At 57.3% G+C, this 25,159-nt stretch carries 17 protein-coding genes; 5 read left to right on the top strand and 12 right to left on the bottom strand.

Translation table 11 applies throughout. The features are described 5' to 3' along the window. Positions 1 to 54: 54 nt before the first annotated feature. From VFA76_00530 to VFA76_00570, 9 genes are all read right to left on the bottom strand, one after another. Positions 55 to 1,719 (bottom strand): HAMP domain-containing sensor histidine kinase, encoded by a 1,665-nt coding sequence (locus VFA76_00530; GenBank protein HZR30319.1) that lies wholly within the window; start codon positions 1,717 to 1,719, stop codon positions 55 to 57. A 229-nt stretch (positions 1,720 to 1,948) separates the two neighbouring features. Then, positions 1,949 to 3,199, bottom strand: coding sequence for a glycosyltransferase (locus tag VFA76_00535; protein HZR30320.1), 1,251 nt, complete (start codon positions 3,197 to 3,199; stop codon positions 1,949 to 1,951). Next, positions 3,199 to 3,930: a polyprenol monophosphomannose synthase gene (locus tag VFA76_00540; GenBank protein HZR30321.1), complete on the bottom strand. Its 732-nt coding sequence runs from the start codon at positions 3,928 to 3,930 to the stop codon at positions 3,199 to 3,201. The genes VFA76_00535 and VFA76_00540 overlap by 1 nt, the downstream gene beginning before the upstream one ends. A 201-nt stretch (positions 3,931 to 4,131) precedes the next feature. After that, the gene (locus VFA76_00545; protein ID HZR30322.1) at positions 4,132 to 4,860 is read right to left on the bottom strand and encodes a thymidylate kinase; all 729 of its coding nucleotides are present in this window, start codon (positions 4,858 to 4,860) and stop codon (positions 4,132 to 4,134) included. Next, the gene (locus tag VFA76_00550; protein ID HZR30323.1) at positions 4,860 to 5,423 is read right to left on the bottom strand and encodes a hypothetical protein; all 564 of its coding nucleotides are present in this window, start codon (positions 5,421 to 5,423) and stop codon (positions 4,860 to 4,862) included. The genes VFA76_00545 and VFA76_00550 overlap by 1 nt, the downstream gene beginning before the upstream one ends. 31 nt (positions 5,424 to 5,454) lie before the next feature. After that, positions 5,455 to 5,859 (bottom strand): STAS domain-containing protein, encoded by a 405-nt coding sequence (locus VFA76_00555; protein ID HZR30324.1) that lies wholly within the window; start codon positions 5,857 to 5,859, stop codon positions 5,455 to 5,457. After that, on the bottom strand, positions 5,846 to 7,132 hold the full coding sequence (locus VFA76_00560) for a hypothetical protein (protein HZR30325.1): 1,287 nt from the start codon (positions 7,130 to 7,132) through the stop codon (positions 5,846 to 5,848). The genes VFA76_00555 and VFA76_00560 overlap by 14 nt, the downstream gene beginning before the upstream one ends. A gap of 280 nt (positions 7,133 to 7,412) precedes the next feature. Beyond that, entirely contained in the window at positions 7,413 to 9,437 is a 2,025-nt protein-coding gene (locus VFA76_00565; protein HZR30326.1) for an oligosaccharide flippase family protein, read from the bottom strand. Positions 9,438 to 9,469: 32 nt separating this feature from the next. Continuing rightward, positions 9,470 to 13,702, bottom strand: a complete 4,233-nt coding sequence (locus VFA76_00570) for a tetratricopeptide repeat protein (GenBank protein ID HZR30327.1) — start codon at positions 13,700 to 13,702, stop codon at positions 9,470 to 9,472. A 320-nt stretch (positions 13,703 to 14,022) separates the two neighbouring features. Here VFA76_00570 and VFA76_00575 point away from each other — a divergent pair, with 320 nt between their 5' ends. The 4 genes from VFA76_00575 to VFA76_00590 are packed head-to-tail and all read left to right on the top strand — an operon-like array spanning position 14,023 to position 18,306. After that, complete coding sequence (locus VFA76_00575; GenBank protein ID HZR30328.1) at positions 14,023 to 15,771, top strand: hypothetical protein; 1,749 nt, start codon at positions 14,023 to 14,025, stop codon at positions 15,769 to 15,771. After that, complete coding sequence (locus VFA76_00580; protein ID HZR30329.1) at positions 15,771 to 16,904, top strand: hypothetical protein; 1,134 nt, start codon at positions 15,771 to 15,773, stop codon at positions 16,902 to 16,904. Before VFA76_00575 ends, VFA76_00580 begins: the two co-directional genes overlap by 1 nt. A 5-nt stretch (positions 16,905 to 16,909) precedes the next feature. Beyond that, entirely contained in the window at positions 16,910 to 17,776 is an 867-nt protein-coding gene (locus VFA76_00585; protein ID HZR30330.1) for a hypothetical protein, read from the top strand. Beyond that, positions 17,773 to 18,306 (top strand): hypothetical protein, encoded by a 534-nt coding sequence (locus VFA76_00590; GenBank protein ID HZR30331.1) that lies wholly within the window; start codon positions 17,773 to 17,775, stop codon positions 18,304 to 18,306. The genes VFA76_00585 and VFA76_00590 overlap by 4 nt, the downstream gene beginning before the upstream one ends. A gap of 9 nt (positions 18,307 to 18,315) precedes the next feature. Here VFA76_00590 and purF read toward each other — a convergent pair whose 3' ends face one another. The 3 genes from purF to VFA76_00605 all read right to left on the bottom strand — a co-directional run bounded on the left by purF (position 18,316) and on the right by VFA76_00605 (position 23,147). After that, positions 18,316 to 19,743 carry an amidophosphoribosyltransferase gene (purF, locus tag VFA76_00595; GenBank protein HZR30332.1) on the bottom strand — a complete coding sequence of 476 codons (1,428 nt, stop codon included), beginning with the start codon at positions 19,741 to 19,743 and terminating at the stop codon, positions 18,316 to 18,318. Positions 19,744 to 20,149: 406 nt separating this feature from the next. Beyond that, positions 20,150 to 22,483, bottom strand: coding sequence for a phosphoribosylformylglycinamidine synthase subunit PurL (gene purL / locus VFA76_00600; protein ID HZR30333.1), 2,334 nt, complete (start codon positions 22,481 to 22,483; stop codon positions 20,150 to 20,152). 202 nt (positions 22,484 to 22,685) lie between these two features. Beyond that, positions 22,686 to 23,147 (bottom strand): hypothetical protein, encoded by a 462-nt coding sequence (locus tag VFA76_00605; GenBank protein ID HZR30334.1) that lies wholly within the window; start codon positions 23,145 to 23,147, stop codon positions 22,686 to 22,688. A gap of 80 nt (positions 23,148 to 23,227) precedes the next feature. Between VFA76_00605 and selB the strand changes: the two genes are divergently transcribed. Beyond that, positions 23,228 to 25,123 carry a selenocysteine-specific translation elongation factor gene (selB, locus tag VFA76_00610; GenBank protein ID HZR30335.1) on the top strand — a complete coding sequence of 632 codons (1,896 nt, stop codon included), beginning with the start codon at positions 23,228 to 23,230 and terminating at the stop codon, positions 25,121 to 25,123. The last annotated feature ends 36 nt before the right edge of the window (positions 25,124 to 25,159 follow it).

A 25,159-nucleotide genomic window follows, 5' to 3' on the forward strand; every position in this document is an offset into this window, starting at 1 on the left:
GAGCGGCCAGCCATGTTCACAGTTTCGGGCTTCGCGGTCACTGACTCACCGTTTCTATGCGGATGCTGTCCTGGCATTGATGCCCTCCGAATCCACCGGCAAAACGATAGTGAACTTGCTGCCTTGGCCGGGCGCGCTCTCGACGGAAACATCTCCTCCATGAGCATGAACAATATGACGAACCAGCGAGAGTCCCAGACCGCTCCCTTTGGTTGTGTGAACCAGCGGATCGCCGACTCGGTAGAATTTCTCAAAAATCTTGTGCTGCTCAGATTTTGGAATGCCAATTCCGTGGTCAACCACTTCCAATTTGACGGAACCGTTTTCGCGATAGAGATTCACATTCAGGAATTTATCTTTCTGCGAGTACTTTAAGGCGTTGTTGACCAGATTCAACAAGGAGCGGGCAATCGCTTCGCGGTCGACTTTGACCGGAGGAACATCGTCTGCGATGTTCTCCTGAAATGCGAAGCCGTTTTGCTCGATCTGGTAGCGATAAGATTCGAGTGTGTTGCGCACCAGCTCGGCGATATCGGTGTCGCGAAAGTCGTACTCTTTGCGGCCGGCCTCGATACGTGAAAAGTCGAGAATATTGTTGATCAGTGCGGTGAGACGCTCGCTTTCTTTGCGGATAATGCGGTAGTACTCCTCAAACTTCTCTTTGTTCGTGAGGCGGCCCATTTCCAAAGTTTCTGCATAGAGGCGTATCAGCGCCAGAGGAGTTCGCAGTTCGTGGGAAACATTGGACACAAAATCGGACTTGAGGCGGGCCAACGCCATCTCTTTGTTGACATTGCGATACGTCAGAACAATTCCTCCTGCCATCAATAGCGAAAGGACGGAGAGGATCAGAAACTCGGTACGTATAAAATGTTGGCCCAGTGCCGCCAGGGTGGTACCGCGTAACTTGATGCCGAGGATCATTCCCGGAAACGCTCCGTCGAGCGGCCGTTCTACTTCAGGGTAGCCGCCATCCCATTCTGCGGAGACTGCTGTCGGGGACGAATCGCCCTTCACGTGCACCATCATCACTGCATGATTTCTGTCCTGCCCGGCGTTCTCTGTTAAAAGGCTATTCAGCATCTCCGGGAAGAAATGATCACGCAGGAAGTCAGCGTCAAACGCCATGGCTCCAATCGAGGGGGTCACACCCGGTGATGGGGGCACAAGGAACCAAGCCACGGAAATATAGTGGTGTTTTTCGCCGCGGCTAACCATCATGTGGTCGAAATAGACTGGCAGCTTTCCCTTCTCATCCATCTTCTCGAATTCTTTGATCATGGATTCATAGCCGCCCTTAATCCATCCGGCAAGTTCTTGCACTTGCTCGCGCTCGGAACGAAATTCCGGATCGTTCATACGAGCCGGCTGGGAGCGGTAGACTAACCCACGTTCCGGGTTATAAACGAATAAGTGTGCTGCGAATGAATTTTTCTCCAGCAACTGGTCGAGAGAACTCTCGCAAGCCGTTCCTGGATTAGGAAACTGACGCCTGAGGCCATCAATCATGTCGAACGCTTTGTGATTGATCTGTTTTTCCGAGATGCCGAGGGTATGATAAAAGTCGCGTTGAAAAAGGGCTTCGATTCCGCTGTTGCGCTGAATGGACGCCAAATGAAGCACGCTGAAACCAATCAAACCGGCCGCGGGCAGTACGACGGCCAACATCAACATCAGCACCATTCGGGTGGGCTGTTTCCCCGGCATCCGTTTCTTCATCGCTTTCTCCTGCCCGAGGTTGCTCATCACTGCTACCGGGCCACAAGATAGTTGAAGTGTATTGCAGGTGTGTCACGAGCAAGTAAAAAGAAGTAAAAAATTGTAAACACCTGCGGGGATGTGCCGCTACGTTTAGTTTGCGAAACTGGCTGAAATCACGGTGCGGGTAGGTGGGAACAAACCTATTAGCTGCTGCAGCTTACACGGCATGAGCTGCCCGGTGAGAGATTCAGCTCCAGGGTGCAGTCCTGGAACCGACGGCACGCGCTAAAGCGGAACGTGAAGGTATCCAGGAAGGTATGCGGCGAAAACGTCGCAGCGGATCGAGCGCGCGGGTGCGCTGGTGCACGTCAAAGGCACGCAAGTATTGCCGAACGACCTGGGGCATAGTCATGCGCATGGCAGCGGAGAAATTCTGCTCCGCCATTTCGTGCTGCCGTTCCGTGGACAACAAGAGGTTGGTGAGAACTTCAGCCATGCTGCGTGTGTCGCCGGTCCGGTAGAAATCGATAGCCAGGTTCTCATCATCTGCCATCTCCCTGAAATCGGGGATGTCTGCGCAGACAATGGGCAGGCCGTAGGTGCATGCGAGGTGGGCAACGCCACTCGATCCCGCGGCGGAGGAGTAGGGCATCACGGCAACCGATGCCGTTTTGAAAAGTTCCGGAAGCTCATCCTCTGCCACGTAGCCGGTGAACACAATGCGCGGATCGTTCTTATATTTTTCTGCCACAGAGTTTACATAACCGATTGTCTTGGGGTGATCGCCGCCCGCAATCACTAGTTGAGCGTTTGGAACCGCCGCAGCTATGGCAGGAAAGGCATCCAGAATCTGCTCCAGGCGTTTATAGGTACCCCATTTTCCGAACGCCAGAATGCGCTGTACCGGATTGCCGCGCAAAGACAGATCGGGGTGTTCCGGACAATTGGAGAAGATCCCATGAGGCCGCACGTGAATGTTCTTTCCGCGATATCTGTCACGTAAAGTGCGGCGGTAAGCAGGCAGCAGAACGGAGATGGAATTCGACATCAGCAGCAGCCGAGTTGCGATGTATCCGGCAGCGCGGTACAGCCGCGGATAGCGGATACCGGCCGCTTTGAGGTCAACGTAGTCAACCACCTGGTGCAGCGTGACGTGGGTGTAAAAGCCGTTAAGGCGCGTCAACAACGGGATGCAAATGCCGGCAAAGGTCTGGAGGGGCTTATCCCCAAAAGTTGCAAAGCCCAGGTTGAACCACACGACGTCAGGTTTAAGGGTGTGGATGTAGCGCAACAACCGGGCCGGGTTACGGAGAGAGTTGAAGGACCAGCAGCGGATCACGCTGAAGTCTTCCAGTTCAGGCTCGGGAGTGGTGAGCTCATCGGCCAGAATGGTAATACTGGTGAGAGGATTTTGGCGCAGCTCGCGTGCAATGTGATATCCGTACTCACTGAGCCCCTGCCGACTAGGTGGAAATGTACTGATCAGGCAAATTTTCATCAGGATCCCAACTTCAAGAACGCGTTGACCGAAAGTCTTCCAAGAAGTGAAAAGTAATCGAGCGCCACTTTCATGCTGGCTTTGCTTTTACCCGCGTAACGCAGGCCGAAGCGGAACGGAACCTCTGCCGCCGAACGCACACGGCCGCGGACCAGGATTTCCAGCAGAATCTTGAAGCCTTCAGGTTGCAAGGGAATACCCGCAACTGAATTCCGCCGAACCACGAAAAATCCGGAAAGCGGGTCCTTTACGCGAACAGTTCGCTTCAACAGAGGAACCGTCACCCACGTCCCCAAGGTAGAAACCAAACGCCGCAGCGGATTCCAACCGGCCACGCTGTTACTGTCTTCCTGGGCATAGCGGCTGCCGATTGCAATGTCGTTGCCTTCTTCAATGGCTGCGACTAGCTTGGGCAAGAGCTCGGGAGGGTGTTGCAAATCCGCGTCCATAACTCCTAGAAGGTCCGCATCCGTGTTCTGCCAGCCATAAATGACCGCGCCTGCCAAACCACGCTGTCCGCGGCGCACGAGTAACTTCACTCGGTGGTTACCGCGGGCGTAGTTTTGTACGACCTCTCCCGTGCCGTCGCGGCTGTCGTCGTCCACAACAATGATTTCGTAATCTATCCCCAGTGGATCAAGGCTGGCCTGCGCTCGCTGGAGAAGCACCTCGACGTTGCCCGCTTCGTTTAATGTGGGGATTACAAGCCCCAGTTTTTGCATTGAGTTCATTGCGAATCCTGCAGAGTTGCTTCGTCTGCATACTTAGGATGGAAGCCAGAGCAGCAGTGTTGGCTGAGCTGCGGCACAAAAAATAATTGGACAATTCCGCCCATATACGAGTTGAAAATGGTGTGGGAATGGTCGTCAGACCACGATTCTGCATCCAGAGTTGCTGGATTCTGTTTCTTGTAGAAGCGGCCCTGTGCGGAGTTACGCGGGAATTCGAGCCGCCACCGGAAGGTGGCGCTCCTCGGCGATGGGCGGAACCAACGTTCTGCGGGCAACAGTCCAAACTGCTGCTTTGGCTTGGGGCAGGGGCTGGGGAGCAATGATGGTCATGCCCAGCAGGGCTGCCATATCCAGATAAGTTCTGCGACAACGCTCCGCGAACTGAACCGGGTACTCTGGTTTCCGAAGGCAAGCCGCCGCAGGATCAGCGTCCAAAACCATCGCCAAGTCAGGCCGGGGCGCTAACCAGGCCAAGAAACGGATGTAGGCCCGAGCGATAGGGTTCCCCAGGGGAAGATTCGCGAGCTCATCATGCAAATAGCGGTCGAAGATAATTACGTCTACCCGCATTCTCAGCGCTCGTTTAACCGTCAGACGCAAATGAATGGCATCGAGCAGATAAAAGGCTGAACGAACCAGGGAGAGATACCAGGCGCGCACGTTTTTATCGCGGCGCGCAACGGGACGCCCAGGTGCGCCGATGCCTTTCTCACTCTTAAAGACTTTGTGGGTAACTCCTTCACGAATGCTCTTGAGAACGACCACGTCATCCCAAAAGGCGAGTCGGTAACTTTGCCGCCCGGAACGGGCGAGTTCGGATTCCAGGTGCTCGATCTGGGTACTTTTCCCAGCGCCATCAATGCCGGAAAAACTGATCAGCACAGGGGAGCGTTGCCGTGAATCGCGGGTCTCCATCAGCTTTTGTCCCATTACCTCGCGCCCGGCGGCTTGGAGGGACTTCCTTTGGATAAGGCGACCACCGTACCGATTGCCACTCCTGCCCCGGCGATAGCACCCAACTTTATGAGGAACGAACGAACCTGGCGCTGTTTGGCGGGAGCGATCGCCATTCCGGCCGGCTTGGATGCTGCTCCACCAGAAGTTTGCGCGGCTTGAGCAGCGGCGGTGCCGGCTGGCTCTTGCGGCTTCGATTGCTGCGCTGGATTTTGATCGTTGTTGGGAGTCTGGCCGTTCTGGGGCTGAACAGGCTTGGGTTCAGTACCATTGGGCTGAGCATTGCCCTGATCTCCACTACTTTGGCCAACCGCGCTCGGTTGATTGGCTGGGGAAGAGCTTGGGGCATCAGGCAAAGGCGCAGGTGGCGCTTCCGCCCGCGGCGCCGGTGGCACCTGTGCTTGCGTACCTTCTGCTTGAGCCGGGCTGGCTTGCGGGGCTTCCGTCTGACCAACCGCACAGACCAACTCTCCACTCGCCAGGATCAAACTCAAACCCAAGCTGACCGCTCGCAACGTCCACCTACTCTGAATTCTCATAGAAGTCCTTACCTTCCTGCGAAGGACGTGCTTACGCTGCCAGCTCATTGACACTGGGAGTCGGCGCAACCACCTTCCAATCTGGGTAGTTCCGCAGGGCGTTTGGCAAGAAGCCGCTGAAGCTGCGTACTGCGTCGGCGGCGTTGTCATACACCTCGAATAGGCGATCAGTGCGTGTAAGTTCGAGCACTACTGCCGCCTGGGGCGAGAGCGCGGCAAGCTTCAAATCGCCGTCGCGCTTCATGGCTTCACGCATGCACTGCAACAAAAGTTCGACGCCTGCAGCATCCATCAGACGCACGGCGGAAAAGTCGAACACGATCTGTGGCCGATCCGATTTGACGAAAGGTTGAACTTCCCGCAGAAACTCCTGAGCATGCTTCAGGTTCAGCCGTTCCGGCATACGTTTCACAATTACAGGCCTACTGGTCCCCATATCTCCTCACGGCTGCCAGGTTGGCAGAAAAATCTTCACCTCCGGCGCACTGCGTAGTTGCTTGCAAGGCGGAGGAGTCGAGAGCGGGTGATAAGACCCGCACGGTTTGGTTGGAAGGCTGTTGGCGCGGCGCGGACGACAGCAACCCTCGAAGGAACTGCAATGGCAGGTAGGTCGCGAGTACGGCCGCACTTTCGATCGTACGCCACGGTGCGGAGGCGGTGAGAGCATCCACCAACCTGGGATCCGAAATTTCCACTTGTGCGTGCCGGTGTAGATGCACGATTTGCCGGAAGCCCACTACCATGTGGCAGAAGTCGAGACCGGAACCCAGATACGTGTAGGGCATAATGCTCGCATCTTCAACCACCGTTCCGCAGTCCACTTCAGCGTGATGTTCCACTGCGGTCGCGCGGGTGAGGACTGCGGCGGCACGAATCTTTGCCCCAGGTCCTACGTAGCAGGGAGCGATCAAGCGCGCGCGCCGGTGAACATGCGCATGCTCTCCCAGCCAAATCCCTGGGCGAATTTCTTTGCCCGCGGGTTGCAGCGCGCAACGCTTCAGGAGCCCATCTTGGGCAAGCCGACGGAGGTCCTGAGGCGTTTCAAGAGGATTCATATAGCCTTGCATCAGGTAAGCAGCCGCCGGCGATCTGAACTTGGTCAAACGGCTACGAAACAGGCACGCGGCATCATTTCGCCGATCGGAGTTAATGACTACTGCCTCAACCGTCTGGCGATCGTTGAACACCTGGGTGACGTGCTGCCTTTGGGAGACGTGGAACTGCAGCAGATCGGCGGGGTCAAATTCGGCATAAGCTCCGAGTCGGATAACGATTACGTTGTCTGCGCCTTCAGCGGCGTAGTCAGTGAAGACATCCTCGGCAGCAGCCCACGGATCAGCCGCGGCAGCCCACTTAGCGTCAGGTGCTTCGGCTTCACGGACCACGGGAGAGCCTTGCAAACGCTCTTCAAACAAAACGGAGATGGCTGAAATCCCTGCCCCGCGCAGACGATCTACCACTCGCTGCACCACCGACGCGCCAAGCACATCCATCAAGGCGATGGGCAATCCCACAAATTCTTCGGGGGAGGTTGGTATGGAGTACCCGTCGGCGGCGTGGGTGTTGGAGCTATGGCCATTGGAGCCATGGCCATTAGACCCATGTCCGTTAGACCCATGGCCATTAGAGGAGTGGCCGTTTGCGCCGTGGGCAGAACGCGCCGGGGGAGCACCGATGACGATTATGGCAGCTACATCCACGCCAGCCACCTCGCGCCCGGGAACTCCCGCTCATTTTTTACATTGAAATTGATAGGGCCCAAAATCACAAAAGACGCTCCCAACAACCAGTAAGTAGCACATCGAAAAGGTTCGAAGAACGGGCCGAGTTACCGGGGAACTTCACCGCTGAACTCGCAGGCGACAGACCGCTCCTCCTATCATCTAGAACCTGCTCGCTATCAGCAGCTATTAAACAGATGCCTGGGTGGTTACTCACGTTGTCCTTCAGCAGTACACAAAATACACAGTTGATTTTGGGCGGAATTGGTCACTGAATTGCCGGTGTCTCCGTCGGTAGCTGGAGCAAGCGGTCCATGTCAGACTCGGGATCGTGAGCCAGGTGTCGCGCCTTATTCCGGGCATATCGCCATAAATTCCGCAAATTCGTCTTGTACCAGCAGCACTCATGCATGCGGGGAGAGAGGCCGCAGATAAATCGCAAGCGGGAACGCAGAAATTCCGGCGAAATCTGCATGGCGGCAGCTACCCGATGATTGCCCTCAATAATGGTGAACGGCCGGCTTTCAGCCTCAGCGATCAACAAAACTGAAGTGGCTGGCGAGTTTTGCCGCCGCAAAGCGCTGATGACTTCTTCCATCTTGGCATTGAACTGGCTGCCCCTGGCTTTGCTCCTGGCGGTACGAATTCGCTCTATCATGTCGGTAATATAAAAACTTCCGTTGGAGAACTTGCGCCACATGGCCCGCGGAAAGAAACGCATGCGGGCGATTTCTTCCGGACCTAATTCCACTTCCCACCACTGAGTGTCGCCTGGCAGTTCGCGCCACATGCCCCCGCGACGGCGAAAGAGAAGAGCGCGGCGCAGCCGGTTCTGCTGGGGATTGCTCAGGTCGGGAGTTTCCACCACTGGAGTAAATTTCTGACGATCAGCGTCGAATTCGCGGTGGTGAAATTCATTGCGCAAGAATTCGGAGATCACTTCGTCCTCGGTCATTGCGCGCAGCTTGCGCATGGTGACGCGCGCCGGCACTATGAGTGGTTCCGGACGTACTCGTGCTGGGCTGCGCAGGAAAGGCAACGTAACCGTAACCAGCAGTACCGCCAGCATCACCAATTGCACCAATACAACTTGTTGAAGGGTATTGTGAAAAGCGAGAATGCCAAGAACGATGGCGGCGCTGAACGCCAACTGAATCCAAGCGCTGTTAGCCAGCTTGCGCGACATTTCGTAAGTGATCAGGACAACACAGAGTGAATAAACCCCGGTTGCCACCGCATAGAGAACCAACAAAGATGAGTAGAAGGCCAAGTCTCGATGCAGGAAGTCGGCGCCGAACACCGCGCGCCAAACCAGATTTGGAAAAAACGACAACAGCAATGCGAAGCTGCCGGTAATGAAAAGAACGATAGCCAGAGGAGCCGCCAGTATGCCTCGATCGTTCTGCTTGGCGGGGGTGGCGCCCGCCGAGATAGGAAACATCGCACTCACCACCGACCATGACGACATGTAAACCACGCGACCGACAAGGGCGGCCGCGGCATACAGGCCGGCTTGCTCGGGAGAGAAGAAATGTTTCACCAGAACAATGTCTATATTGTTGATGATCACCTGACCCACAAAGAAGACGATGGCCTGCATGACCTCGCGGAAGGAAGCCGGTATGCCGGGTTGGGGAGAGGCTTCCAGTTCGTGACCGGGGTGGGAAAATACGTAAGCGATGATCACCGAGGCTGATACCGCCGCAATGGCGCCGATCACGCCCGTTCCCATCCGGATGAGAACCAGAGCGCCCCCCAGCTTGACCACGCCTTCGAGAACAAAATTGAGTGCCAGCTTGCGGAAGGCATATGTGCCCTGCATTCCGCCCCGTCGCACCCCTAAAGGAATGTAGAAGGCGATCCCAACCGCCAGCAGGATGACCAGAATAGGAGAGCTAAGGTTCAGATAAACGGCTAATGGGCGGCTAGCCAAAATGAGCAATAAAGCAATCGTCGCTCCGAAGTACCAAGCGCGCCGGCGCAATGCCAAGTACACGGCAGCCTTGGCGCCGGGTGAGTCGTTGCGGGCTACAAACTTGGCGCATACCAACTGAAGCGTCAAAGTAATAGCTGAGAGCAGCATCAGCAGCGTGTATATGGCTGCCACTTCGCCGAATGCGATTGGGCCCAGAAGGTGGGCAATGCCCACGTTATAGATCAGGTTCAAGAGCGCGACCATCCCGGACCCGACCAGCATGGTGAGACTTCCAGTCACGATGCGCTTTTGGGTCGCAGTGGGGTTCAGTTTCAACGCTGATCCGAACCGGTCGGCAATGGAAGTGAGTTGGGACATTGAGTGAACTGTCGGGAGATGCGCCTAAACGATCAAAAGAGCGAGAGGCGAATCACTGGAACAATGCTGGTTGCGCTGCCACGGCCAGTAAAACCATAAAAGGTCTGCTGTTGTACACCCACCGAGAACCGCAAAGGATAGGCGACCGGCACCTCGCCATCCACCGCGCTCAGCGTGTGTTGCACGGGCTTTACATATGAGACGAGAAATTCGCCTTGCACGTTGTCATAGAGGTGAAATCCCGCGCCACGCGAAAGTGCAACTGCTCCCAAGACAGACCAGCGAGTATTGGGCCGGTACTCGAAGCGTCCCCAGGGCCGCAAAGCCTGAGCAATTGCGAATCTATTGTCCTGCACGCGCCATGCACGTAAGTAGTCAGCCAACACGCTGGCGGTGAATCTCTCGCCGAATTTTCTCCGAAGACCAATGCCGGCACTGGTCTGGTAGTACTCACGCACCAGGGGCGGAAACTGTATGTCACGGACGGAGTATTCGGTAATAAGTGCTGTCTTTCCCCAGGGGCGGCCCACGGTGAATTGGAGAGTCGCAGTTTTGTCGCTCGAGCGTAGGGGGAGAGGGGAACGTGTGTAGGGACCAGCTTCACGCATTAAGTTGGCCCGTATCGAAACCCAGTTGAAGAAGGAAGACGTAGAGAGATACAGGTATTGCCGGAACAAATTCTGGTTCATTGAGGTCGGAGCGCTGGTATCTCGCCGCAGAGTGAACTGCAGTCCTGGGTTGAAGACAATTTTGTTTGATCCGAGACGGAGCACAGGGTTTATCCCGCTATTGAAAGAGGTATCGAACGTGTTGCGATGCTGGATCAATAGTGTGCTCGGGATTGAGACGGTTCCGTTCGCATTGCGCTCTTCCACGAAGCCGGTAATGGTAGGAAAGTTGCCGATATGGATCTTGTAGTCGGCGTCGGCCTTGGTTTCCCAGGAATGCCGCGGGGGTGGAAGGAGCGCGGGATTTCCCGTGACTCCCAATAACCGCGCGTCGAGCTGATAGATATTGATGTCTTCGAAAACCGGCGCCAGGGACATCTGGGAACCCACGCTCACGTTCTCGGTAATGGGTCGCCCTTCTTGCCCGGCAACGTCCAGCTCGGCACGCTGTGCATTTTCATCCTCCGCTGCCAGACTGGTAGCGCGGGCAAAGGCCATCAGGGCGCGATTGCTGTTCTGCTGCTGCCGGTAGACATTGGCCTGCGCCATCATGAAGTCGTAATTGTGGTCGTAATCTGCAGAATTCCCCAGGCTGGCAAGCTGCGCCTCAGCATTCTGAGTTTGACCCTGAGCGAGATAGGTATTCGCCATTCCGATGGCAATAACGCTATCGTCAGCGCCGGCGGCCTTGGCTCGCTGAAAATACTTTTCGGCCAGATTGAAGTCGTGCATCTGCAGGAACAGTCCGGCAGCTTCCACAAAATTGTCTGAGGTAACGGGGGCGGCCTCGCCTATGCGGGCCTCAGCAAAGGCAAGGCTGATCTGCTGGCGAGCATCGTCGAAATGTCCCTCACGCTGAAAGACCCGGGCAATCGCCAGACGAGCTTCAACGCGGTCTGCGGCAGGCGAGCTAAGCGCACGAGCGAAGCGGTCCATAGCCGCATTACGATCACCCAGTTCCAGCAGTGCATCGCCGCTGGCCAGCAACACGTCGGTCTGGTCACCCCCCGCGCGCTCGGCTGCTTCAATGTAGCGGAGGGTCTCCTCTCGCCTGTGTAAGCGGACATAGTTATGAGCCAGCTGGGCATAGATAAAAGGGTCGTCGGGAGAGAGCGCCAGCGCTTTGTTTAGTGTGTCAATGGAGTCGTTAAATCGGTGCAGACGGTACTGTGTGTCCGCGAGCGAAAGCTGGATCTCGAGGTTCCGCGGCTCGTAGTTCAGCGCCGCTTGATATTCCTTGGTCGCTTCGGCAAGCAGCAACTGCTGGCGATATGCACCGGCCCGCGCCAGGTGCGTGGCTTTTGATTCGCCGAGCAGGCGTTCGGCCGTATTAGCCTGCTGCAGGGCCTGCTTGGGACGATGCAGCTGCAGGTTGGCATACGCCATTCCCAAGTGGGCCTCGCCGTAGTCGGGCCGCAACTTGAGCGCGGTCTCAAAATCGCTCGCGGCTTGCTGTGCATTTTGAGTGTCGTTGAATACAAAGCCGCGATTCACGTAGCCGGTGGCCATTTTGGAGTCCAGCTCCAGCGCATGGCTGAAATCGTCCACTGCTTTGGTCAGCAATCCGGCACGCGTGTGCACGTAACCGGAGATCAACCACAGATCTTTTTCCTTGGGCAGGATGGGCTTGTAGTGTTCCACCACGCGCAACGCGTCGTCGTAGCGATTCAGGTAAAACAAGTCGTAGGCCAGATACACCGGACCTTCGCGGTCCCGTGGCAATTTCTGAATTACCTGCCAACCCAATCGTGCTGACTCCTCGTACTTACCGGTCCAGGTGAGATAGCGCTCGTGCTCGCGCATCACCTCGGCATTGTTTTGCATTTCGCCTTTAGCGCGCTCCAGCCAGGACTGGGCCAGTGGAAGCTTGTGTGATTCCAGCGCCGCATTGGTACCGCCAGCAACGATCAGCGGATTTGTGGGCGCCAGTTTGTAGGCCTGCTCGTAACTCTGCAGCGCTTTGGCGAACTCACCGGTCCCGGTATACAGGTCACCCAATGCCAGGTACGGAACGTACACGTTGGGGTAGAGATGAACGGCGTTCAGAAAATACTTCTCTGAACCTTTGGTGTCTCCCATGTCGCGTAGGAGGTAGCCAGTTGAAATCAAGGCGAAGCGGTTATTGGGCTCGCGCTGCAAGACTTCCATGAACATTTGCCTGGCGGCAGGCTTATCTTTCAATCGCCAGAGCAGGTTTGCAAACTGCAACCGGATATTGTTGTTATTTGGATCGAGTGAGAGCGCTTCTTTCAGATCTCTATCGGCGGACTGGAGGTCGTCATTGCTGTTTTCAATGGCCGCCCGCAAGCGCAGGAACTCCGGGCGGAGTGGCCCCGTAATTTGTAACTTGCCGACCTCGGCGGAAGCCAGACGGGCCTGTTGTTCGGCCGAAGTCTGGTCATTGGTATCACGATATAGCTGAGCAAGAGTCATGCGCAGCTCGATGGGATACAGCAAGCCTTCGGGCGCCCCCTCGGGAAGTTTCTCAAGGGCGGTCTGGTACTCGCGGATGGCCTCGGCAGGACGGTCCTGCAGCTGAGCGATGGTCCCCCGCACCGCGTGCACACGATAGTGATCCGGCTGCAGGGCAGCCGCGCGATCTATGAAAGTCTTTGCCTGGGAAAGATTATCGGCGCCGACTTGTGCCTGGGCAGCGTTAATCTGCAACGCGAATTCTTGGGGGGCGGCGTTGGCAGCTTCCGCATAATACTGGGCGGCCTGTTGTTTGTTGCCGGCAAGCTGATAGGTGTAGGCCAGCTCGGCCACCAGATCAGGAGTGCGCGAACGGACCTTCTTCAGGGCCGCAATGGCTGAGTTGTAGTCTCCAGCCTCGCGATAGAACCCGGCGACAGCGCGCAGCACTTCGGGACTTCCAGGAGACCGGCGCTCCGCAGCCTGCAGCATTTGTTTAGCGCGCTCTGGCTGCTTGGTGCGCTGATACGCCTTTGCCAAGAGCACTTCCGCACGGGATGAAGGCTGTAACGCGTCCCCGCGCTGCAACAAAGGCAGCGCCTTTTGTGGCTCGTCCGTGTTGAGGAACAGTTCCCCGGCGAGCAACAGATCGTTCGCCCCGCGGGGATTGGCGGCGATCACTCTCATGAGCAGCTTCTTGGCCTCGTCGGAGTTGCCCATGCGGGCATATGTCTGAGCCAGACCTGAAAGTCCCTGAATGGACGAGGGCTTCAGCTGCAAGCCATGGTTATAGGCGTCTATAGAGGCCTGGTAACGACCGGCGACGCGAGCGGTATAGCCATAAAGAAACCAGAAATCGGGGTTCTGCGGCGCTGCCTGTGCCGCACGTTGCGCGAAGTCAGCCGCCTTGCCATTTTCGCCTCGGCGCATGGCGTCCTGGGCGGCGCGCGCTACCCGGGAGACCTGGATGCTCGAGCCCCAACCGATTCCCTGTGACTCGCGTGCCCATGGGGCTGGCTGGCCGGCGCTCTTGCCGCTTGGCGCGGACCTGGGTGCAGACTTTTTGGCAGGTCTGGCGGGTGATGGCTTACTGGATTGAGTGGATTGACCATTAATCTCGAAGGTCTGCCCCTGCAGGCGGCCAAGTGCCAGCACCATTAGGGAACAAGTAATGATCGGGAACACTTTTCTCAACGGATCACCATTGCAGGTATAGGTCTGCCGGCAGAACAGCAGGCAAGCAGCATTCCAACTGCTCTGATGCAAACTGCCGATAAAACGGACGCTTAGGGAAAGTACAGCAGTGTGAATACCTACCTATGGAAGGCGGATACCCTTGTTGTGACTTCCGGTGCCACGGCCGCGGAGGGCATCGGAGCACCTGAAATCAGGAGCCACCAAGGAAAAGCGAAGCAAAGTTAATGGCACGGGCAGGTGAGTAGCTGGAAAACCCCGACCCCTGGTTTGGGAATCCAAACTGCTGCTCAGGATTTCGGAGGCTCCCATTGGCTGCAACGTCCTACGCTGAACCCCAGCGACGCCTTATTCCGCTCTATGCAATTGTGCTCTTGGCCCTGGCGATACACGGCCCTTTGCTGTTCATGCAATTGCCGTCAAACTCGTTCGACAGTAATTTCCATATCTTTTTTGCCAGCCATTACGCCCAGCACTGGTGGAACCCGTGGAATGAGAAGTGGTTTGCGGGATTTTCACAGACCACCTATCCGCCCCTGGAGCACCAATGGATGGCACTCGTCTCACACGTGGTCGGGTTGAACATGGCATACGCCATTGTGCAATTGATCGGCGTGCTGCTGTTGCCGGTCGGCATCTACCGTTTTTCCAAGCTGTGGGTGGACGAACGCTCAGCCAGTTATGCGGCAATAGCAAGCGTCTTCGTTGGAGCGCTCTCTTTCTTGCTGTATGAGGCGGGCCAGCTCTCAACCACGATCGCGGCAGCGCTGTTCTTCAATGCGCTCCCGGATTTCTACGACTGGATACGCAGCTCAAAATTTCGTTCGCTTCTAAAAGGCGTCGCCATTAGCCTTGCCGGTGCTGCGGTCCACCACGTCACCTTGGTTTTTGGCGCAATTCTGTTTGCCCTCCCCGTGATCTGGCTTGCAGTGATGGATCGGAATGAACAACCGGCAACGTCTGTGGTGGCTGTATGGGCCCGTACCGCCGTATTCACGGCGCTGACAGCAATTGGCACAGGCATTGTTCTGCTTCCCTATTGGCTCGCGATTATTCAGCACCCCATCAAACAGATTCCGATTCCTCACGCCAGCCGCTCCAACTTACTGACCGGGGGTTTGCTGGGAATCAACTATTTCCTAGTTCCCTATGGCGCGTTGCTGCTGGCATTCCCGTACATTTTTATTCGGGGTGGCCAGGTTCGCCGTTTGCGGCCTTTGCTGGTCGGATTCTGGATCACCTTCATTTTGGGACTGGGCGGCACCACGCCAATGCCGAAATGGCTCCTGGGCCGCGCCTTCGACATCCTTACGTTTGAGCGCTTCACCTTTTGGGCGACGCTGCTGGCGCTACCGTTTGTGGGATTGCTGACGACGGAAATGATCGCCCGCTACCGCAGAAAAGGGGCGTTGATCATGGCGCTGGGTGGTATCGGCAGTCTGGCACTCGCACTGGGTTGGTTGCCCATTAATCCGTATAAACCGGTCACCGGATTTGATGTAAAACCGGTGATTCAGTTCTTGAACCGCGACGGTCACGACCGCTACCGGTACTTGACGCTCGGCTTCGGCAATGAGCTTTCCAAGGTAGGGACCTATACCGTAGCCAGCAGTGTGGATGGCGAGTACAACTCGGCGCGATTGCTGCCTGAGTTTACCCAGTATGGCACCGGCCAGCTGACGAGTGCGAAATACTACGGCACCGCGGGAATGGCATCGCTGCGCGCCATGCTCGAACACGCGAATCGTTACGGCCTCAAATATATTTTTGTGCGCGACCCGTACTATGACCCGCTTCTCGTTTTCGCCGGCTGGCGAAAGATAGACACCTTCGATAGCGGATTAATAACGGTGTGGTCGAAGGAGAGCGTTCCCCCCGCTCATCCCATTCCTTCGGATGCGATGCCTGCGCCCTGGCAGGGCGTGCTGTGGGGCACGTTGCCGATGGCCACCAGCATCTTCGCCATATTGTTCGTCCTGCTGTTGCCGGAGCGAAAGAGAGCGGCGGAGACGGTGGAATTTCCGGCGGGAGAGCCAATGTTTCTACGGGAGGCCCGGTAATGAAGGTCGGAATTTTTCTCGCAATTTTGACTGTGCTTCTTGTGGTACTGGGCTTCGTTTTCCCGGTTAGCCAGTCCCCTTCGCTCACCATGCCCATGGGGGAAGCTCTTCCCGGCGTGGGCGCACCAACCAAGACTCCAGAACAAATGGTCCGCGCCCTGCTGGGTGACATAGCTCGCCACGACTGGGACCATGCCTATGCGAAATTGGCCAACACTGGTGATGTGGATAAGGACTCGTTCATTCACGATCTAAACGGCAACTATGGCAGCCTGCGCACATATTCCAGCTTGGAAGGATCGCAAACGCGCGTGCTGAACGAGAACCCGCAGCAGTCATTGGTTCGAACCAGCATGCGTTGGTCAACCGCGGTCGGCCCCATCTATGACGTGCGCGACTTGAAGGTGGTGCGCGACGGCGAGGCATGGAAAGTGGTGTGGCCGTTAGAGAAGCAGGCCAAAGTTCCCCCACAGGTAATACCGGTAAATTACCTGCGCTGGGACATCATCAATCGGGGCGTGGATGACGACTGGGGAAGCCAGAACGTTGACTCACCGCAAGTGCGCATTGTCTCCATGAACGCTGTCCAACACGGCGGCGACACCATCGTGATGGGCGAGATCGTGAATGAAGACACGGTTCCGGCGTTCATAGACGTAAACGCAATTCTGATCGGGAAAGACGGCTCGAACATTGATGAAGAAGGCAGCTTCGATAACATCTCGCATACTTTGCTGCCAAAACAGGTCTCGCCGTTCCGCATAGACTTTCGCGGGATTAATCTGACCCAGATCAAGAGTGTGCGCATGGATGCGCGCGCCATGCTGGTGCCAGCCTCGGCAGATCCCGTGATCGGCGTGCTCAGCCAGCATGAAGACAGCGACGCTCTTGGCCGCAAAGTGCTGCGTGGTGAACTGCTCAATGAGAGCGGACAAACCGTCAATATTGCCCAGGTTTTGGCTACCTACTACGACAATCAAGGCAAGGTCATTTGGGTCTCGAACGGATATGTGGATCGGGCACTATTGCCCCAGACGCCGGAACCTTTTGCAGTGCAGATGCCGGACACGATTGCCGGAAAAGTGCAGAACTATCGGGTCACGGTAAATTACTACCTTCGGGAACGGTCCTAGCCGACATGCGGATCACTCATTGGGGATGGCTGATTGCCGTAACTTTGTTTGCCGCCTATTGCCTGGAGGCAGCGGAATTGCGCGTGCCGCCGACGGTTCCGGCGGGAACCGAATTTTCCATTGCGACGAGCGGCAGTGGGAAGGCCACGTTTTATCTGGTCGGCCCAAGTTTTTCTGTGAAGCGCGAAGTTCGACTGGGCGATGAGATCCACATTCGCCCGGAAGAAATCCGCAGCGCGGGACGATATCTTGCTCTGGTTCGCGGCTCCGGAAACGATAGCAGCGCCAGCTTCTATGTGGTTGCAACCAACGCGGCGGACCTCAGCTTCCTGGCGCATCCTTCACGGGTGCCGGTGGCCCGGGGGAGCGGCATTTTGGGTGTGGTCTTCGTATTCGATAAATATAAGAACCTGGTTCGGCAGCCGGAAACGGTTGATTTTCGGCTGGCCGTGAAGGATGCGCCAGCGGTTTCACAGTCGGTACAGTCCCGCGATGGGGTGGCGTGGACAAGAATGAATTCCAGCCGCAAGGCCGGCAATGCTCAGTTTGTGGCCTCATTGCAAGGAGCAAACGAGAAACGTGTAATCCAGCAAGTGGCTTCTGATCCTTGCAATCTCCGCCTGAAGGCGCAGCGCTCGCCCAAAGGAATTGAGGTAGAAACCGATCCGGTGCGCGACTGCACGGGGAATCCGGTTTCGGATGGGACGGTGGTAACTTTCACCGCAGCCGATAGCAGCGGAACGAGCACGGTAGACGCTCCCATCAAAAAGGGTGTGGCGCGGGCCACCTTGAAGACGGCGGGGCCCGCAACTATCTCGGTGGCCTCGGGGGTCGTCATGGGAAACGAAGTGCGGGTTGGAGGAGCGCAATGAATTGGCCGCAGACCAGCAGGATTCATTGGGTTGGTTTGATCATCGGCCTTTTGCTACTGGCCGCAGTGGCGCGCTTGTACGGGGCTGCCCCAAACCCGCCACAGGTGCAGTTCATCACCGACAATATCGGCCCACGCCAGATTGAAGACGTGACCGCACGAAATATTCCGCGTGACTACGCGCGAGCCTGGCAGACGCTTGCCGCCGCGCTGGAGCAGAACCGCGCCGGAGTTTTAGACCAGTACTTTGCAGGATTCGCGCGGACGAAATTCGGGGACGCAATTGCCGCGCAGCAAAAGTCTGGTACCCGCACTCGCTACATTGATCACGGCCACAAGTTGACGGCCTACTTCTACTCTCCGGATGGCGGCGCCATGGAGCTGCACGACACCGCACAATTGGAAATTCAAGTTCTCGATGGCAGCACCGTCCTCCACGATGAGCAAGCAACAATTCGTTACGTGACGCTTATGACGCCGGCAGCGGACCGGTGGAACGTGCGTCTGCTGGAAGCTGTGCCGAACTTCTAACTTCCGGAATTACGGCTTGCTAATTTCGGCGGGTTGGATTTCTTCCACGTCCACCCAGTCGGTAGGATATTTCCCGGTGTAGCAAGCAGTGCAGTAGGTAGCTTTCTGCCCGTCACCGCAGGCGCGCTTCATTCCATCCAGCGACAAATAGGAGAGCGAGTCTGCGCCGATGTATTCGCGAATTTCCTCGATGGATTTATTGGCCGCAATTAATTGCCGCTTCGAAGGCGTATCCACTCCGTAGAAGCACGGCGAGATGGTTGGAGGGCAGGAAATCCGCATGTGTACCTCGCGGGCCCCTGCGTTGCGAATCATGCGGACGATCTTGCGGCTAGTGGTGCCGCGAACGATGGAGTCGTCAATCAGGACGACTTTCTTTCCTTGAAGCACGCTCCGCACTGGGTTCAGCTTGAGCTTCACACCAAAATCGCGGACGTGCTGCTGCGGCTCAATGAAGGTGCGCCCCACGTAATGGTTACGAATAAGCCCAAAGCGGAATGGGATGCCGCTCTCCGCGGCAAAGCCCATGGCCGCGCTGACGCCGGAATCAGGCACCGGCACTACGATGTCAGCCTCGACTGGCGCTTCGCGTGCCAGCTCCCGGCCTAGAGACTCGCGGCTGATTTCGACGGCGCGCCCGAAGACGATGCTGTCCGGGCGCGAAAAGTAAACGTGCTCAAAAATGCAGGAAGATTGAGGAGCGGCGGGCGCATAGAACTTTGAATACACACCCTCAGGGCCGACCACTACCATTTCGCCCGGCTTCACCTCGCGTTCGTAGTCGGCGCCGATCAGATCGAAGGCGCAGGTTTCAGAGGCGAAGACGATTGTGTCCTGTCCGCCTTTTTCAGCGCGAATGCGCCCCATGGCCAGCGGCCGAAATCCACGCGGATCGCGCACCGCGAAGATGCGGTCGGAGGTAATCATTACCAAAGAGAATGCGCCCTCGACCTGGCGCAGAGAATCCGCGATGGCTTCAGGAAGCGTCTGCTCTTTGGATTGAGCGATCAAGTGAACGATGACTTCCGTATCGCTCGTAGTCTGGAAAATCGATCCCTGATTCTCTAGCCGGTTGCGAATTTCTTGCGCGTTTACCAGGTTTCCATTGTGTGCCAGCCCGATTGTGCCCTTGTTGGAACGCGCCACGATCGGCTGTGCGTTAAGCAGGGCGGAACCACCGGCGGTGGAATAACGGGTGTGACCTATCGCCAAAGTGCCGTGAAGCGGAGCCAGGACTTCTTCGGTGAAGATATCGGCAACCAGGCCCATGGCCTTGTGGAAGTGAAGAGTCACACCGTCAGAAGTGACGATCCCGGCCGACTCCTGGCCGCGATGCTGCAGGGCGTGGAGGCCGAGATAGGCGAGCTTCTCCGCCTCAGGGTGAGCGTATATAGCAACCACCCCGCACTCGTCTTTATATTTATCAAGACCGCTCAACAGTGTGCCCTCGCTATCCTCAGGTTAGGCCTTTGACCGCGCGGCGCGGCGGCCTTCGGGCCGCTCCGCTTCGTGCTCCAACACCGCTCAACCGTGTGCCCTCGACATCCTCGGTTAGGCCTTTGATCGCGCGGCGCGGCAGCCTTCGGGCCGCTCCGCTTCGTGCTCCAACACCGCTCAACCGTGTGCCCTCGCCCTACTCGGTTAGGCCTTTGATCGCGCGGCGCGGCGGCCTTCGGGCCGCTCCGCTTCGTGCTCCAACACCGCTGCTCAACCGTGTGCCCTCACCCTACTCGGTCAGGCCTTTGATCGCGCGGCGCGGCGGCCTTCGGGCCGCTCCGCTTCGTGCTCCAACACCGCTCAACCGTGTGCCCTCGCCCTACTCAGTTAGGCCTTTACCATGCTCTCAGCTCTTCTGCAAAATCTCCGGCACCAGCCGCTCTTCAGTCTCAGCGTGGAGCGCTCGATCGAGCGCCTCGCCCCAGGCCTCGCGCAGGTCTGAGATGTCCGCCGACACCACCACCCTGCCGTCTACCTCAATCTCTAATTTTTCGGGAATTGTAACCCCGATGGAATGGGCCCTGACGCCATATTTTCTGGCTGCTTGTTGGATTCCCGCGACATGCTCAGGGTCGCAGGAGAGAACTACCCGACTGGCATCCTCGCAAAACAGGACGCACTCAGCAGGCAGGCCGCCGGAACCCAATTCCAGTCTGGCGCCGACGAGATTCCGGAGCCCCGACTTCGCGCAGGCTACAGCCAAGCCGCCCTCGGAAAGATCGTGGGCGGAATCGATCAGGCCGTCGCGAACCAGCTCACCCAGGCATTTCTGCAGGGCAGCTTCCTTCTCCAGCTCCAAAGCCGGAGGGAAACCCCAAATCTCTCCCAGAACTTCTTTCGCGTACTCGGATGATCCAAACTCCGCCTGAGCATCGGTCACATCACCCGGCTCAGAACCACGAAGTAGAACTACGCTGCGGCCGGGCTGCTGAAAATGCATTCGGGCAATGCTGTCCACATCGTCAACAATTCCCACCACGCCGAGAACGGGAGTGGGATAGATTGCCTCTCCCAGCGTTTCGTTGTAAAAGCTGACGTTTCCGCCGGTGATCGGAATTTCCAGCTCTTCGCAGGCTTTGGTGATGCCGTCCACCACCTGCGAGAACTGCCACATGATCTCGGGCTTCTCGGGATTGCCAAAATTCAGGCAGTTTGTGGCAGCAACGGGAGTCGCTCCCGTGCAAGCGACGTTGCGAGCAGCCTCCGCGACCGCGTGCATGGCGCCAAGTTTGGGATCGAGATAGCACCAACGCCCGTTTCCATCGAGCGCCATTGCCAGACCACGGCCAGTGCCCTTCAATCGGATGACGCCAGCATCTCCGCCTCCGGGGCCTTCGACCGTATTGGTCTGGACCATCGAATCGTATTGCTCGTGAATCCAGCGTTTCGAACAGATATTCGGACTGGCCAGCAACTGCTTGAGTTCCGCGGTCAAGTTGGCTCGCTCGCCCAATAGCACCGCATCCGGCATTTCCCTCGGAACCGGCGGCTCCCAACGCTCCATTGGCCGGGCGTAAACCGGGGCGTCGTCGGTGAGAGCGTCATTGGGAATGTCGGCCATCACTTCCCCGTGCTGCAACACGCGCATGCGGTTCTCTGCGATCACCTTCCCGACGACCACGGCGTCCAAACCCCATTTCTCGAAAACACGCAATACTTCCTGCTCGCGGCCTTTTTCAGCGACCAGCAACATGCGCTCCTGGGACTCGCTGAGCATGATTTCGTAAGCACTCATACCGGTTTCGCGCTGCGGCACGCGGTCGAGTTCAATCTCGAGTCCCACTTTGCCACGCGCTCCCATCTCGCAAGTCGAGCACGTCAGGCCAGCGGCGCCCATGTCCTGGATGCCAACCACGGCACCCGTTTCCATGGCTTCCAAACAAGCTTCCAGGAGCAACTTCTCGAGGAAAGGATCGCCCACTTGCACATTGGGCCGCTTCTGTTCTGAGGCCGCGCTAAATTCCTCGCTGGCCATGGTGGCGCCATGGATGCCATCACGGCCGGTTTTCGCGCCAACATATATGACGGGGTTTCCCTCGCCAGCGGCCCGGGCGTAGAAGATCTTGTCGCGACGAACCAGCCCAAGGGCGAAAGCGTTGACCAGGGGATTGCGGGAGTAGGAGCTTTCGAATTTAGTCTCGCCGCCAAGATTTGGCACGCCAAAGCAGTTTCCATAAGAGGCGATTCCGCTCACTACCCCTTCGAGTACTGAATGATTCTTGTGGATTGTGGAGTCGTCCTCAGTTGTGGCGGTACCGGATTTTGAAATGGAACCAAAGCGTAGCGAATCCATTACCGCTACCGGACGCGCGCCCATGGTGAAGATGTCGCGCAGAATGCCGCCTACACCAGTCGCGGCACCCTGAAACGGCTCAATAAAGGAGGGGTGGTTGTGTGACTCGATCTTGAACGCGCAGGCCCAGCCATCGCCAATGTCAATGATGCCGGCGTTTTCTCCCGGCCCCTGGACGACTCGCCGGCTGCGGGTTGGCAGGCGCTTCAGGTGAACGCGAGACGACTTATAGGAACAGTGTTCGCTCCACATCACGCTGAAGATACCTAATTCGGTCAGGCTAGGTTCGCGTCTGAGCAACTTTTGGATTTTTTCGTACTCCTCCGGCGTAAGACCGTGCTCGCGGACGACTTCGGGACTAATGGCAGAGGCGGTAACCGGGTTCATTGATTGGATCTCGGGGATATCTTTATTGTCGCATTGAACTGCCCAACTGGAAAGGGAGCAGCAAAACCCCTGCGGCGGTGGGCGCATCTGAACTGGTATGTAACGAGTTTCTGTCCCGGAGGTTACGGGACAGCCTCAGGAGAGCCGAAAAACTGCGGCTTTCCTGAGCCCCGTACGGGGTTGATGCCGAGTTTCTGGGTGTTTATACCCGTTCTTCCTGATTTGCGGGATCTTCGGCAGGCTCCCCTGGTTTCTCCTTCCATTCATACCCGCAATCCTGGCATCTCCATCGCAGCCTCCTTGGGAATGGCAAAGGGAAAGAAAGCATTAGCCAGGAAAGAAACCTGACCCAACGATTGCGGTCACCGTAAGAGATCTTTAATGAGTCGCACTCCGGACAGGTCGGCTGAAGGTAAAGTTCGCCTTCCTCACCAAAAATTACTGCCGGAATTCCCGAGCCGAGAAGTTCGGTGGCAATCTTGGCGTCTTTCTTGTGAACCTGAAGGCGCACCCCACCTACCGCATTGGCATACAGCCAATCCAACCGAACGATGTTCTCATTGGCCAGAAAGCAGGGAATGCCGACTGACTCTAATGAGCCCTTTGCGAGCCACGCCTCAGGCAGGTCGCGAAAGCTGGCGATAGTGACCAGGGGCTTTGCCATCTCTCTTCCATTCTAAAGCGATTCGGCCGTGAAGATGCCCGACGGTGGCGCTTTCGGCGGATTGAGTACACTGTTGTGCGATGAAGTCCGTAATCGTCGGCACCGCCGGCCATATTGATCATGGGAAATCCGCGCTGGTGAAGGCGCTGACCGGCACCGATCCTGACCGGTTAGAGGAAGAAAAGCGACGCGGCATAACTATTGATATCGGCTTCGCGTATCTGGAGCTGCCCGACGCTGCAGGCGAGACGCTGCGACTCGGCTTTGTTGACGTCCCCGGACATGAGCGTTTTGTGCGCAACATGCTGGCGGGTGTAGGCGGGATTGACTTGGTGTTGCTGGTCATCGCCGCCGATGAATCCATCAAGCCGCAAACTCGCGAGCACTTTGATATTTGCCGGCTGCTTTCGATTCGACGCGGGATCACCGTAATCACCAAGTCTGATTTGGTGGATGCCGATACCTTGGATGTGGTGCGACTGGAAGCGGAAGAGTTTCTGCGTGGATCTTTTCTCGATAGCTCGCACGCGCCAATCGTCTCCGTAAGCGCAAAGACCGGCGCAGGTATTCCGGAACTCAAGCAGGCTCTGTCGAAGATCGCTGCTGCGGCGCAGCCCAAAGATTCCGAAGCCTTCGCGCGACTGCCGATCGACCGCGTGTTCGTAATGAAAGGCTTCGGGACTGTGGTGACCGGCACTCTGGTTTCAGGAAGGATTCAGAAGGAAGACGAGTTGGAAGTGTTTCCGAGCGGACGGCGGGTGCGGGTCCGAGGAATTCAAGTGCATGGCCGTCAAGCCAACGTGGCCACCGCAGGCCAGCGTACCGCGCTTAATCTCGCCGGCCTCACCACTGATGATCTGGCGCGCGGCATGGTTCTCGCGCCCCCGGACACCTTTCGCGCGACTTCTCGGATTGACGTGTCGCTCTCGCTGCTGCCCTCGGCGCGTCCGCTGCGCGAGCGGGCTCGGGTTCACCTGCACGCTTATACCGCAGAAACCGTCGCCGAAGTTAACTTGCATGGCGCCAAGCAGCTTGCGCCCGGACAATCCGGCTTTGCGCGATTGCGTCCCGCGCAGCCAATGTTGCTGCTGCCCGGGGACCGCTTCATCCTGCGCCAGTTTTCACCGGTGGTCACGATCGGGGGCGGGGTGGTGCTCGATGCGGCTCCCTTGCCGGGCAAATTAGCGCAGAAAAGCGGAACTGATCTCGAGATCCTTGCCAATGGCTCGCCTGCAGAAATACTCAGTGCTCGTGTGGCCCGGCGTGGCAAATCCGGGCTCGGGCTCGAGGACGTTGTCAACGAAACAGGGTGGCGACGGCAGGAGATCGAAGCGACTGCGAAATCTCTAGACAAAAGCATTCGCCGCATCGGGAAAGTTCTGATATCGGCGGAAGGGTTCGATCAGGCCCGGGCAGGGGCGCTCGCCACCGTCAATGCATTTCATGCTGCCAATCCGCTGGTGGCGGGGATCAGCAAGGAAGAGCTTCGCGAGAAACTGCATCTAAGTTCGGAAGTTTTTCAGGGGGTTCTCGAAGCGCTGCTCCGCGACAAGAAGCTCGAGGCCACGGGCGAGCAGGTACGAGCCGCGGGGCGAGGCGTGGTGCTGCGCGACGAGGAGGCGGAATCGAAGCGCACCATCGAGCAGGCATTTTCGTCAGCAGGATTGAAGGTGCCGGCGTTAAAGGACGTGCTAGCCGGATTGCGAGTGGATCGTGTGCGCGCTCAGAAGATCGTCACCCTGCTTTTGCGCGATAAAGTGTTGGTGAAGATTTCCGACGACCTGGTTTTCCATCGCGATGCCCTGGATGATCTTCGGCGCCGCGTAATTGCACACAAAGCCAAATCCCCGAAGATGGGCGTGGCCGAATTCAAAGACCTCACCGGCATCACGCGGAAGTACGCCATCCCACTGCTCGAATACCTGGATCGCGAGCGCGTGACCCGGCGAGTAGCCGACGAACGGATAATACTTTGATTGCCTATCGCGGCATCCGCCCTCGCGGGCCCAAGG

The organism is Terriglobales bacterium, from assembly GCA_035651655.1.
Classification (GTDB): Bacteria; Acidobacteriota; Terriglobia; order Terriglobales; family Acidobacteriaceae; genus DASRFG01.